Source organism: Streptomyces yamdrokensis (genome assembly GCF_053890455.1).
Map to the genome: position 1 here is coordinate 4,370,441 of NZ_CM132679.1, position 12,349 is coordinate 4,382,789.

Sequence of the window (12,349 nt, forward strand, 5' to 3'; positions counted from 1 at the left end):
CAGGACGAAGCCGGGCGCAGGCAGGGCGAAGGCAAGAGGAAGGCGCTGGTCTTGGGGAAAGTCGTGCTCGTGACCGGAGCGGCCCGTCCGCTGGGGGGCCGTTTCGTCCGGCGGATCCTGCGTGACCCGGACGTGGAGCGGGTCGTGGCCGTGGACGCGGTCCGGCCCGCGCACCACCTGGGCGGCGCCGACTTCGTCCAGACCGACATCCGGCAGCCCACCGTCGCGCGCGTGCTCGCCGAGGCCGGCGCCGACACCGTCGTGCACCTCGACGTCACGGGCACACCGCTCGGCAGTGGCAGCCGGACGGCGCTCAAGGAGACCAACGTCATCGGCACCATGCAGCTGCTCGGTGCCTGCCAGAAGTCCCCGAGCGTCAAGCGGCTGGTCGTGAAGTCCAGTACGAACGTCTACGGCTCCGCGCCCCGCGATCCGGCGGTCTTCACCGAGACGACCTCGGCCAAGTCCCTGCCCAGCGGCGGCTTCGCGAAGGACACCGTCGAGGTCGAGGGCTATGTGCGCGGCTTCGCGCGCCGCCGCCCGGACGTCGCCGTGTGCGTGCTCAGGTTCGCCAACATCCTGGGCCCCGCCGCGGACAGCCCGCTCGCCGAGTACTTCTCGCTGCCGATCCTGCCGACCGTGTTCGGCTACGACCCGCGGCTGCAGTTCGTGCACGAGGACGATGTGATCGACGTCCTGCGCCTCGCCTCGTACGAGCCCCGGCGCTCCACGCTCAACAGCGGCACCTTCAACATCGCCGGGGACGGTGTCCTGACGCTGTCCCAGTGCTCGAGGCGGCTCGGCCGGCCGACCGTGCCCCTGCTCCTCCCGGCGGTCACCTGGGCGGGCACGCTGGTGCGTACGCTGGGGATGTCGGACTTCTCACCCGAGCAGATCCGGCTGCTCACACACGGCCGGGTGGTGGCGACGGACCAGATGCGCGAGACGCTGGGCTTCACGGCGAAGTACACGACGGCAGAAACGTTCGCGGACTTCGTGCGCGGCCGCGGCCCCGGGCTGCTTCCGCCGGAGGTTCTCGCGGGGGCCGTCGACCGGATCGCCGCGCTGCCCCTGCCGGGCACGGGCAGCGGTCACTCCCCGAAGCAGAGTGCCAACTGAGGAGCGCAGCACGATGGCGGACGCCAAGGTCATTCCGTTCGACGACGACCGCTCCCGTGGGGGCGGGGGTGCCAGGGGCGCCGCGCAGCGCCCGTCGCGCCTCCGGGATGCGGGAAACCGACGCCAGGGCGCGGGGGCCGCCGGGATGGGCGACGTCCAGCCCCTGCCGGGGCGGGAGTCCGCCGGGGACGATGTCCCGGTGCCCCCTGAGTCCCGCAAGTCCCGTGAAGCCCCTGAGTCCCGCGAGCCCCGTGAAGCCCGCGCGGAGCATGACGGCGGCGGCGCCGCGTCCGGTGCCGTCCCCGGCACCGGTGCGGAATCCGGCCCCGGGGACGAGGGCGGCGGCCTGGAGCAGCGGGTCGCGAGCGGGCTGGCCTTCCTGCGCCGCCGGCTCACCGGGGACTACGCGGTCGACGACTTCGGCTATGACGAGGAGCTCACCGACCAGGTCCTCATGTCCCTGCTGCGCCCGGTGTACGAGAAGTACTTCCGGGTCGAGGTGAAGGGCATCGAGAACATCCCCTCCGAGGGCGGCGCCCTGATCGTCGCCAACCACTCCGGGACGCTGCCGCTGGACGGTCTGATGATGCAGGTCGCCGTCCACGACAACCACCCCGCCGACCGGCATCTGCGGCTGCTCGCGGCGGACCTGGTGTTCATGCTGCCGGTGGTCAACGAACTCGCCCGCAAGCTCGGTCACACCCTGGCCTGCGCCGAGGACGCGGCACGGCTGCTGGAGCAGGGGGAACTGGTGGGGGTGATGCCGGAGGGCTTCAAGGGTCTCGGCAAGCCCTTCGCCGACCGCTACAAGCTGCAGCGCTTCGGCCGCGGCGGCTTCGTGTCCACGGCGCTGCGCGCGCGGACGCCGATCATCCCGTGCTCGATCGTCGGGGCCGAGGAGATCTACCCGATGATCGGCAACGGCAGGACCATCGCGCGGCTGCTCGGCTTCCCGTACTTTCCGCTGACTCCGACCTTCCCGTGGCTGGGCCCGCTCGGCGCGATCCCGCTGCCGACGAAGTGGACCATCCAGTTCGGCGAGCCGATCCACACGGAGAGCTACCCGCCGGAGGCGGCCGAGGACCCGATGCTGATGTTCAACCTGACCGACCAGGTCCGGGAACAGATCCAGCACACCCTCTACAAGCTGCTGGTGCAGCGACGGTCGGTGTTCTTCTAGGAAGACCCGTCCGTGGTGGGTACGTGAAGGGGCGGGCCCCCGGCCACCGGGGACCCGCCAACCCACGCGGTCGCTCCGCCGCGTCCTACTGCGCGTCCTCGCTGTCGATGCCCAGCCCCGGCAGCAGGCCGGGGAGGAGGGGCGGGAGCGTGACGTCGGGCGAGGCCGGCGCGGTCGCTCCGCCGCTGTCGGCGGGCGGCGAGGTGCCGGTGCCACCGCTCTCCTCCGGCGGGTCGAGCAGCCCGCCGGTACTGCCGTCGAGCAGACCCCCGCCCTTGTCGCCGGAGTCGGCGGACCCGCTGGGGTCGCCGCTGCCGGTGCCGGTGCCGGTGCCGTCCTCGTCGGCGGAGCCGTCGGTGCCGGTGCCGGGCGTCCCGGAGCCGTCCGTGTCGGAGGGGGCGCTCGGCGTGGACCCGGGGCCGCCGCGCCGCTCGCCGCCGTCGCCGCCGCCCTCGCGGGCAGGGGGGTCGGGCAGCAGGGACTGCAGCGGGGCGACGTCCTCGTCTATGGCGTCGAACACCGACGAGACCTGCTCGCTGACGTCACCGAGCTGCGGCGGCAGCCGGTCGCGGAGGGATCCCCAGACCTGCCGGTGCGCGTGCGAGAAGGAGGAGAGGGCCTGCATGGGGCCCAGGGAGTCCGGGTCGTGCCGGTAGGCGTTGCGCAGCAGCCGATGGCCTTCGGACGCGTCGTGCCGCATGCCGGACAGGGTGCGGCGGATCTCACCGAGGGACTCGTGGTCGAGGTCGCCGCCGCGGCCGCGCTCCATCAGCCGGCGGGTCTCGCTGAGGCGGGTGGAGGCATGGTCGAGGAGGACTCGGCCCCGCTCGTCGTTGCCGTCGGCCAGGCCGAGCTTGACGTCCTCCATGCCGCGCTTGAGACCGTAGAGCGAGTCGCCGGGCAGGGCGTCGGAGCTGGCGGCGGCGACTCCGCCGAAGGCGCCCGCGGCCACGGTGACGCCGAGTCCGCCCGCGGTGAGGCCCTTGGCCAGACGTGAGCGCGGTCTCAGCTTCCCCAGCGGGGTTGCCCGGTGTGCACCCCGGGCGCGGCGTGAACGCTGGTCGGGTACGGACGGATCCGCTGCCTCGCCCTCGGCGGTGCCTTCTTGGAGCATGGCCTCGAACGCGGCCACCAGCCGGGCCCGCTGGACGACCTTGACCTCGGGATCCAGCTCCGGCCTGGGCAGCTCGCCGAGACCGGCGGCCAGCGTGAGCAACCGCGCCTGTTCCGTCTCCGCAGCGGCCGGAGCCGGGGCCGATCCTTTGGACTGTTCGGCCGCCGTGCCCCGATCGGACTGCTCCTCCAGGGCCTGGGCGAAGGCGCTCGCCCGCCGGTGTGCCGATACGTTCGCGATCACTGGCGGCACCTCCTCTCGTCATGACGGTCGACTCCCCAGGGGGTCCTGAGGGTTTCACCCCCTGACCATGTCCACACGATCGGGTGATCGGAGTCGGTCGGGGATTGACCACAGGGAGCCTGTATCCCGCACAACGAGCGGCACGGCGCATGGGTTACGCGCACCGTGGGGTCGGTTCGGGAAGCCGACGGGAAGTCAACGGAGCGTCACTCAGGGCGCGTTGACCGTCACCGGAGGTGACGCTAGCGCGTGTCCTCGGGGAGAAGCCGTGCGAGGGTGCGGACGGCCCGGTACTGGAGGGTCTTGATCGCTCCCTCGTTCTTGCCCATCACGCGGGCGGTCTCCGCGACGGAGAGACCCTGGAGGAATCGGAGCGTGACGCATTCGCGCTGTTGGGGGTTGAGACGTCGTACGGCATCGAGGAGGGCGGCATTGGACAGGTATTCGAGAACGGAGTCCTCGGGGGAGCGCGCGACCTCGTTGGCGTCGAGCATCTCCCCGGTGGTGATCTCGAGGCGGAAGCGGCTGGACTTGAAGTGGTCGGCGACGAGATTGCGGGCGATGGTGACGAGCCAGGCGCCGAAGTCGCGCCCCTGCCAGGTGAAGGTGCCGATGCGGCGCAGCGCCCGCAGGAAGGTCTCGCTGGTGAGGTCCTCCGCGGTCGCCTTGCCGCCCACCCGGTAGTAGATGTAGCGGTACACGGTGTCGCTGTACTGGTCGTAGAGACGCCCGAAGGCGTCGGCCTCGCCCGCCTGGGCGCGTTCCACGAGTTCCATCATCCTGGCGCTGTCGCTGTCCGCGGCGGGACGGCGGGTGGTGGCGGCGGCGCCGGACGGCCGTCCGCCTCGGTGTCTTCCCACCGCGGCACTGTCGTCGGCGAGGGCGTAGCAGGGGCCGACGGGCGCGTCGGCAGCGGTGGGGCAGGGGCCGACGGGCGCGGTGGCGTATGCGGGGACGGCGTATGCGGGGACGGCGTATGCGGTGGGGACGCAGCCGCGCAGCAGCTCCCGAGCTGCCGTGACTGCTGTGCGCAGTGCGGTCAGGCCCGGGCCGTCAACCCCGACGTGTGGGTACACGGGACTCCCAGAGGCAGAGCTTCCATCACGTGCAGTGCGGAACCTTTCACCCGTCGTGGCGACGGAGGGGCACCGGTTTGCGTCTGAGGAGAATAACGCTTCGTGCAGGGCCTGCTACGCCGAGTTGCTGAAAACGTCGATTACGTCGTTTTGGTGGCCTGTTGACGGTCGTTCAGGCGCTCGATGATGACCGAGTATTGACCGAAATGCTTCGCATTCCGGTTCGACGTGGGACGTGTTGTGGCCGTGTGCAGCCAAGAGGACTGGACAGCGGGGTTGCGGGGCGCGGCAGTTGGATTGGCCGGGTTTGCGGGCGGGGTGCCACTTTTGCTCCGCGCTGATCGGACCGGCGGCCGTACGGGTGTCCGTCGCCGCGGAGTTGACCGGGCTGCAGGAAGCGGCAGGCGGCGGCAGGCGCGGCAGGGGTGACCGGGAGCGGCCGGAGTTCAGCGCCGGCGTCGGTGCATCGCGATGGCCGCGGCCGTGCCGCCGGCCACCGCGCCCACACCCGCGGCCGCGGGGATGCCGACCTTCGCCGCCTTGCGTCCCGTGCGGTAGTCCCGCAGGCGCCAGTCCTCGGTGCGGGCGTGCTTGCGCAGCTTGGAGTCCGGGTTGATCGCGTACGGGTGCCCGACCAGCGAGAGCATCGGGATGTCGTTGTGGGAGTCGCTGTACGCCGCGCAGCGGTTCAGGTCCAGGTTCTCCGCGGTCGCCAGTGCGCGCACCGCCTCGGCCTTGGCCGGGCCGTGCAGCGGCTCGCCCACCAGTTTGCCGGTGTACACGCCACTGATGGACTCGGCCACCGTCCCGAGGGCTCCGGTCAGGCCCAGTCGGCGCGCGATCACCTGGGCGATCTCCACCGGCGCCGCCGTGACCAGCCACACCCGCTGGCCCGCGTCCAGGTGCGCCTGTGCCAGCGCCCGCGTCCCCGGCCAGATCCGCTCGGCCATGTACTCGTCGTAGATCTCCTCGCCGATGGACTTCAGCTCGGAGACCCGGTGGCCCTTGACGATGGAGAGCGCGGAGTCGCGTGCGTCCTGCATGTGCTCGGGGTCCTCGACGCCGGCCAGCCGGAACCACGCCTGCTGCCACGCGAACCGGGCGAGGTCGCGCTTCTCGAAGAACTTCCGCTTGTAGAGGCCCTTGCCGAAGTGGAACAGGGCCGCGCCCTGCATCACGGTGTTGTCCAGGTCGAAGAACGCGGCAGCCCGCTCGTCGCCGTGAACCGGGAAATCCGGTTCGCGGCCGGAAACTTCCTGGGTGGACTTGCGTGCTGCCTCCGCCGAGGCCTCGCCTGCCAATACGCTCCGCGCCGTGGCGGAGCGCCTACGGGGAGTGAGCCATCCGAGAGCGGCCATGGCGTGAGCATAGCCAGTCCGTCCGGCCGTTCCGGAGTCGAGAGGTTTGAACACCGTGAACTCCGCACGTCCGTGTCGTTAAAGCAGCCCTCCCGGCCCACAGGGGGCCGCTCCCCGAGGGCCGGACCGGCGGACCGCTTCATGCGCCGTCCCGTGCGCCGTCCCGCACCACAGGGGTCGCAGGGGGTTCCCCTGTCCCGTCGAGGGGCGAGAATGGCCGGCATGAGTCCGCTCTTCCGCCGCAAGGCTTCGCAGGATCGTCTCGTCACCCTTGTGGGCAAGCCCGGCTGTCATCTGTGCGACGACGCCCAGGCCGTGGTGGAGAAGGTGTGCGGCGATCTCGGGGTGGCGTGGGAGAGGAAGGACATCACCCGGGACCCAGAACTGCACGAGCGGTACTGGGAGCAGATTCCCGTCGTCCTCGTCGACGGCCGCCAGCACACGTTCTGGCGTGTCGACGAGGGACGCCTCCGCAGGGCCCTGACCGACCGGGGGTGTGACTGACCGGCCAGTACAAAACAACCGGAAAGTCGCTTAGGATCGATGGCGACCAGGTCTCGGGGGCGGGATACGCAGAGGAGAGTGTGCGGTTTTGCCCCCGGAACAAAGGGAGCCAGGGTGCTCGTGCACCGGTTCCGCACGAATGCGCCGGGAGCGCGTGACCCCGGTCACTTTGGGTGGACAAAACGGACACCATCTTTGTGCACGCGTTCACAAAGGCATAGCCTGCATTCGACGGGGCGGTCCGGGGACGTATGACCGCCTGAAGCCCCGCTCTACCCGCAGGAGCACCGTGGCAACTGGCCGAACTCACCGACCGGCGACCCGTAGCCGAGGAATTCCCGAGGCCACCGTCGCCAGGCTTCCGCTGTACCTCCGCGCCCTCACCGCGCTCTCCGAGCGCTCGGTGCCCACGGTTTCCTCGGAGGAACTGGCGGCTGCCGCGGGCGTCAACTCCGCGAAACTGCGCAAGGACTTCTCCTACCTGGGCTCCTACGGGACCCGGGGTGTGGGCTACGACGTCGAGTATCTCGTCTACCAGATCTCCCGCGAACTCGGCCTGACCCAGGACTGGCCGGTTGTGATCGTCGGTATAGGCAACCTCGGTGCCGCGCTCGCCAACTACGGCGGGTTCGCCTCCCGAGGATTCAGGGTCGCCGCGCTCATCGACGCCGACCCCGCGATGGCCGGAAAGCCCGTCGCGGGGATACCCGTCCAGCACACCGACGAACTGGAACAGATCGTCGAGGACGAGGGTGTGTCGATCGGTGTGATCGCGACGCCGGCCGGCGCCGCCCAGCAGGTCTGCGAGCGCCTGGTGGCCGCGGGGGTCACCTCCATCCTGAACTTCGCGCCGACCGTGCTGTCCGTCCCGGACGGCGTCGACGTACGCAAGGTGGACCTCTCCATCGAGCTGCAGATCCTCGCCTTCCACGAGCAGCGCAAGGCCGGTGAGCTGGCCGCCTCCGGGGCCGTGGTCCCGGCCGCCGCCTCCGTCCAGCCGCCCGTCGTCGCGCGCCGGGGCGCCGCCGCGGACCAGGAGCCCGCCGTCGACCAGGGACCCGACGGGGACGTACCCGCCGTGATGCCGACATGAGTCTCCTCGTCGTCGGACTGAGCCACCGCAGCGCGCCGGTCAGTGTGCTGGACCAGGCCTCGCTGAGCATGGACGCGCAGACCAAGCTGCTGCGGGACACGGTCGCCGCCGAACCGGCCGCCGAGGCCGCTGTGCTCGCCACCTGCAACCGCATCGAGCTGTACGCCGACGTGGACAAGTTCCACGCCGGTGTCGCCGAGCTGTCCACGCTGCTGGCACAGCACAGCGGGGTCGGCCTGGAGGAGCTCACTCCCCATCTCTATGTGCACTACGAGGACCGCGCCGTCCACCACCTGTTCTCGGTGGCCTGCGGACTGGACTCGATGGTGGTCGGTGAGGGGCAGATCCTCGGCCAGATCAAGGACTCGCTGGCGCGTGCGCAGGCACTGCACACCGCCGGCCGGCTGATGAACGACCTGTTCCAGCAGGCGCTCCGGGTCGGCAAGCGGGCCCACTCGGAGACCGGCATCGACCGCGCCGGGCAGTCCCTGGTCACCTTCGGCCTGGAGCAGCTGGCCCTCGGCGCACCCGTCGAGACCTGGGCTCAGGGCAAGAAGGCCCTGGTCATAGGCGCCGGTTCGATGTCGTCGCTGGCCGCGGCCACACTCGCGCGGACCGGTGTCCGCGAGATCGTGATCGCCAACCGCACCGCCGACCGTGCCGAGCGCCTCGTGGAGATCCTGACGGAGGGCGACGACACGGACGTGCCGGCCCGCGCGGTACCGATGGGATCGGTGCCGTTCGAGCTGACACGTGCCGACGTGGTCGTCTCCTGCACGGGCGCGACCGGGCTCGTCCTCACCGCCGAGGCGATCGCCGCCGGTGTCGAGGGCCGGGTCGGAGCGCAGCCGGGGACCGTACGCGGTGAGGCGCCGGAGACCGTACGAGGCGGGGTGCCGGAGGCGCGGACGGCGTCCCTGCCTCCCGTGAGCATCGGTACCGACGAGGACTGCCCGCTGGACCTGGCCTCCGTGCCGCCCGGTTTCTCCGTGATGGGCGAGGCGGCCGTCGCCGGCATGGACGCGTCGACGCTGGAGCAGCACGCGGCGTGGGCCGCGGGCGGCGCCGTCGACCGCCGCCAGGCCGGCCGGCGCGGCGCCGACGGCGCCGACCAGGTGGACCCCGAGCTGATCGGCGCGCTGGCCGCGACCGCGGCGAGCGTCGGCCGGATCCCCGAGCGGCGCCGTCCGGAGCCGGTGGCCGAGCCGTGGCGCCCGGAGCCCGTGCTGTACCTGCTCGACCTCGCGATGCCACGCGACGTCGACGCCGCCGCGCACCGCCTCGCCGGGGTGCGGCTGGTGGACATCGAGGCGCTCGCCCAGGCGTCCGCGGACGCTCCGATGGCTGCCGACGTGGACCAGGTCCGGCGTATCGTCTCCGACGAGGTGGCGGCGTTCGGGGCGGCACAGCGGGCCGCGCACATCACGCCGACCGTGGTCGCGCTGCGCACCATGGCCGCGGACGTGGTGGCCGGTGAGATAGCCCGCCTCGAGGGCCGGCTGCCCGGCCTGGACGACAAGCACCGCGCGGAGATCACCCAGACCGTGCGGCGGGTGGTCGACAAGCTGCTGCACGCGCCGACCGTGCGGGTCAAACAGCTCGCGGCCGAACCCGGCGGCGCCGGGTACGCGGACGCGTTGCGCACCCTGTTCGACCTCGACCCCGAGACGGTGGCCTCCGTCTCCCGAGCCGAGGAAAGCACCGAGAAGAACGCGAAGAACGCGACCGTCGCGAACATCGCAGAGAACCGAGGGCCGGCATGACTGGAAAGGCACTGAGGCTCGGGACCAGGCGGAGCAAGCTCGCCATGGCCCAGTCCGGGCAGGTGGCGGATGCCGTGAGCCAGGTGACCGGACGGCCTGTCGAGCTCGTCCCGATCACCACGTACGGTGACACGTCGCGTGAGCACCTCTCGCAGATCGGTGGTACGGGCGTCTTCGTGGCCGCGCTGCGTGACGCCCTGGTGCGCGGCGAGGTGGACTTCGCGGTGCACTCGCTGAAGGACCTGCCGACCGCGCCGCACGACGAGCTGGTCCTGGCCGCGGTACCGGAGCGCGAGGACCCGCGGGACGTGCTCATCGGGCGCGACGAGCTCAAGCTCACGGACCTTCCGCACGGCGCCCGCATCGGCACCGGCGCGGCGCGTCGGATGGCTCAGCTGAACGCGTACGCGGTGACCCGCGGCCTGGAGTTCGAGACGGTGCCGATACGCGGCAACGTCGACACCCGGATCGGGTACGTCACCAGCGGTGAGCTGGACGCCGTCGTGCTGGCCGCCGCCGGACTGAACCGGGTCGGGCGCAGCGACGAGGTGACCGACTTCCTGTCGGTCGACACGGTTTTGCCCGCCCCCGGCCAGGGGGCCCTGGCGGTCGAGTGTTCCGTGCGGGACACGGAGCTGACCGCCGCGCTCGCCGAGCTCGACGACCCGTTCACGCGGGCCGCCGTGACGGCCGAGCGGTCACTGCTCGCCGCCCTGGAGGCCGGCTGCACCGCCCCTGTGGGGGCGCTCGCCGACCTTCCCCCAGTTCTCGACTTCGCTCGAGACCGGGGGGACCCCCAGACGGACGGGTCGATTGTCAAGGAAATGCGCCTGCGGGGCGTCGTCGGCACGACCGACGGCACCACGCTGGTGCAGTCGTCCACCACCGGTCCCGTGCCCGAGACGCATGAGGCGGCGATGGCGCTCGGTCGCGAACTCGCCACCGAGATGCTCGCGCAGGGCGCGGCCGGTCTGATGGGGGAGCGAGCACTGTGAGCCCCACCACCCTTCCACCCCCTCCGGAACACGGGTACGTCACCTTCCTCGGTGCCGGACCCGGGGATCCGGGACTGCTGACTCTGCGCGCCGTGGAGGCGCTGGCGAACGCGGACGTTCTCGTCGCCGAGCACGAGGTGCTCGACGTCGTACGCCGGCATGCCAGGCAGGGCGTCGCCGAGGTGCCCACGGACACGGACTCGGCGGGTTCCTCCGCGACGTCCGCTCCGGGCACAGGCACGCCTCAACTCACGGTTGTTGACGGCGCGTCATCAACCGTTGGCGCACCCGCGGTGCGGGATGCGGCACATCTTGTCATGGAGGCCGCACGGGGCGGCAGGCGGGTCGTCCGTGCGGTGGCCGGTGATCCCGGCCTCGACGCGTACGCCGCCGAGGAGATGCTGGCGTGCGTGGCGGCCGGGGTGACCTTCGAGGTCGTCCCCGGTGTCGCGGCCGCGGTCGGCGTGCCCGCGTACGCCGGTGTACCGCTGCGGGACGCGCAGGGCGCGGACGTACGGTTCGTGGACGCGCGCACCGCGTCCGAGAGGTGCTGGACCGAGGTCGGGGTGTCGGACGGCACGGTGGTCGTCTCCGCGACGCTCGACTCGGTGGCCGCGGCGGCGGGCGAACTGGTGTCCGCCGGTCGCAAGCCCGACACCCCGCTGACGGTGACCGTCGCCGGTACGACGACCCGGCAGCGCACCTGGACGGCGACACTCGGCACGATCGCGCAGACGCTGAAGCAGGCGAAGGCGCTGCCGTCGCCCGAGGGCGGCCGGCCGGTCATAGCCGTGGTCGGTGAGCGCTCCGCCCCCGCCCAGCGCGACCGGCTGGCGTGGTTCGAGTCCAAGCCGATGTTCGGCTGGAAGGTGCTCGTGCCGCGCACGAAGGAGCAGGCGGCGTCGCTCTCCGACCAGCTGCGGTCCTACGGCGCGGTGCCGTACGAGGTGCCGACCATCGCCGTCGAACCGCCCCGTACCCCGCAGCAGATGGAGCGGGCGGTCAAGGGCCTGGTCACGGGCCGCTACGAGTGGATCGCCTTCACCTCCGTCAACGCGGTCAAGGCGGTGCGGGAGAAGTTCGAGGAGTACGGTCTCGACGCCCGCGCCTTCGCCGGGATCAAGGTCGCCGCGGTCGGCGAACAGACCGCCAACGCGCTGATCGCCTTCGGCGTCAAGCCCGACCTGGTGCCCAGCGGCGAGCAGTCGGCGGCGGGGCTCCTGGAGGACTGGCCGCCCTACGACCCGGTCTTCGACCCGATCGACCGCGTCTTCCTGCCGCGCGCCGACATCGCCACCGAGACACTGGTGGCCGGCCTGATCGACCTGGGCTGGGAGGTCGACGACGTCACCGCCTACCGCACGGTGCGCGCCTCGCCGCCGCCGGCGGAGACCCGCGAGGCGATCAAGGGCGGCGGCTTCGACGCGGTGCTCTTCACCTCGTCGTCGACGGTCCGGAACCTGGTCGGCATCGCGGGCAAGCCGCACAACGTGACGGTCATCGCCTGCATCGGCCCGGCGACGGCGAAGACGGCCGAGGAACACGGGCTGCGGGTCGACGTCATGGCCCCGGAGCCGTCGGTGCACAAGCTGGCGGAGGCCCTGGCCGACTTCGGCGCCCGCCGCCGCACGGCCGCGCTGGACGCGGGCGACCCGGTGACCCGCCCGAGCGAACGGCGCCCGGGGGCGCGCAGGCGCCGGTCGACGACGTAACGCTCTGTTCGTAGGTATGCCGTGCCCCGGTGCCGCCGTTCGGCGGTTCCCGGGGCACGGCGTCGTTTCTGTGGCCCGGGAGCGCCGTGTCTGCCCCGAGGCCGCCCCACCATGCCCCGCGGGCGCGCGCCGACGCCTGGGGCTGCGGGCTCAACTGCTTCGTTCCGAGCGGCGGTTGTGTCCCTGCGCGCA

At 71.8% G+C, this 12,349-nt stretch carries 10 protein-coding genes; 7 read left to right on the forward strand and 3 right to left on the reverse strand.

Annotated features, from left to right (window positions below; all coding sequences use genetic code 11):
- The first annotated feature begins 51 nt into the window (after positions 1-51).
- Together ACWZEH_RS19445 and ACWZEH_RS19450 are read left to right on the forward strand one after the other, a co-directional pair.
- Positions 52-1,119 carry an NAD-dependent epimerase/dehydratase family protein gene (locus ACWZEH_RS19445; RefSeq protein ID WP_456192435.1) on the forward strand — a complete coding sequence of 356 codons (1,068 nt, stop codon included), beginning with the start codon at positions 52-54 and terminating at the stop codon, positions 1,117-1,119.
- A gap of 13 nt (positions 1,120-1,132) precedes the next feature.
- Positions 1,133-2,299, forward strand: coding sequence for a lysophospholipid acyltransferase family protein (locus ACWZEH_RS19450; protein WP_456192436.1), 1,167 nt, complete (start codon positions 1,133-1,135; stop codon positions 2,297-2,299).
- A gap of 85 nt (positions 2,300-2,384) precedes the next feature.
- On the opposite strand, the gene ACWZEH_RS19455 is transcribed toward ACWZEH_RS19450, so the two are convergent.
- The 3 genes from ACWZEH_RS19455 to ACWZEH_RS19465 form a co-directional block, all read right to left on the reverse strand.
- On the reverse strand, positions 2,385-3,656 hold the full coding sequence (locus tag ACWZEH_RS19455; protein ID WP_456192437.1) for a DUF5667 domain-containing protein: 1,272 nt from the start codon (positions 3,654-3,656) through the stop codon (positions 2,385-2,387).
- A gap of 242 nt (positions 3,657-3,898) precedes the next feature.
- Positions 3,899-4,732 carry an ECF subfamily RNA polymerase sigma factor, BldN family gene (locus ACWZEH_RS19460; RefSeq protein WP_456192438.1) on the reverse strand — a complete coding sequence of 278 codons (834 nt, stop codon included), beginning with the start codon at positions 4,730-4,732 and terminating at the stop codon, positions 3,899-3,901.
- Positions 4,733-5,178: 446 nt separating this feature from the next.
- Complete coding sequence (locus tag ACWZEH_RS19465; RefSeq protein ID WP_456192439.1) at positions 5,179-6,090, reverse strand: HAD family hydrolase; 912 nt, start codon at positions 6,088-6,090, stop codon at positions 5,179-5,181.
- 213 nt (positions 6,091-6,303) lie between these two features.
- Here ACWZEH_RS19465 and ACWZEH_RS19470 point away from each other — a divergent pair, with 213 nt between their 5' ends.
- The 5 genes from ACWZEH_RS19470 (at position 6,304) to ACWZEH_RS19490 (ending at position 12,157) form a co-directional block, all read left to right on the forward strand.
- Positions 6,304-6,594, forward strand: coding sequence for a glutaredoxin family protein (locus ACWZEH_RS19470; RefSeq protein ID WP_456192440.1), 291 nt, complete (start codon positions 6,304-6,306; stop codon positions 6,592-6,594).
- Between the two features lie 289 nt (positions 6,595-6,883).
- Positions 6,884-7,687: a redox-sensing transcriptional repressor Rex gene (locus ACWZEH_RS19475; RefSeq protein ID WP_456192441.1), complete on the forward strand. Its 804-nt coding sequence runs from the start codon at positions 6,884-6,886 to the stop codon at positions 7,685-7,687.
- Complete coding sequence (locus tag ACWZEH_RS19480; protein WP_456192442.1) at positions 7,684-9,450, forward strand: glutamyl-tRNA reductase; 1,767 nt, start codon at positions 7,684-7,686, stop codon at positions 9,448-9,450. Before ACWZEH_RS19475 ends, ACWZEH_RS19480 begins: the two co-directional genes overlap by 4 nt.
- Positions 9,447-10,445, forward strand: a complete 999-nt coding sequence (gene hemC, locus ACWZEH_RS19485) for a hydroxymethylbilane synthase (RefSeq protein ID WP_456192443.1) — start codon at positions 9,447-9,449, stop codon at positions 10,443-10,445. The genes ACWZEH_RS19480 and hemC overlap by 4 nt, the downstream gene beginning before the upstream one ends.
- The gene (locus ACWZEH_RS19490; protein ID WP_456192444.1) at positions 10,442-12,157 is read left to right on the forward strand and encodes a bifunctional uroporphyrinogen-III C-methyltransferase/uroporphyrinogen-III synthase; all 1,716 of its coding nucleotides are present in this window, start codon (positions 10,442-10,444) and stop codon (positions 12,155-12,157) included. The genes hemC and ACWZEH_RS19490 overlap by 4 nt, the downstream gene beginning before the upstream one ends.
- The last annotated feature ends 192 nt before the right edge of the window (positions 12,158-12,349 follow it).

Excerpts from the sequence above, each read along its gene's own strand:
- ACWZEH_RS19450 (WP_456192436.1), top strand. The coding sequence starts at position 1,133 with ATGGCGGACGCCAAGGTCATTCCGTTCGACGACGACCGCTCCCGTGGG.
- ACWZEH_RS19465 (WP_456192439.1), bottom strand. The coding sequence starts at position 6,090 with ATGGCCGCTCTCGGATGGCTCACTCCCCGTAGGCGCTCCGCCACGGCG.
- ACWZEH_RS19470 (WP_456192440.1), top strand. The coding sequence starts at position 6,304 with ATGGCCGGCATGAGTCCGCTCTTCCGCCGCAAGGCTTCGCAGGATCGT.
- ACWZEH_RS19480 (WP_456192442.1), top strand. The coding sequence starts at position 7,684 with ATGAGTCTCCTCGTCGTCGGACTGAGCCACCGCAGCGCGCCGGTCAGT.
- hemC (WP_456192443.1), top strand. The coding sequence starts at position 9,447 with ATGACTGGAAAGGCACTGAGGCTCGGGACCAGGCGGAGCAAGCTCGCC.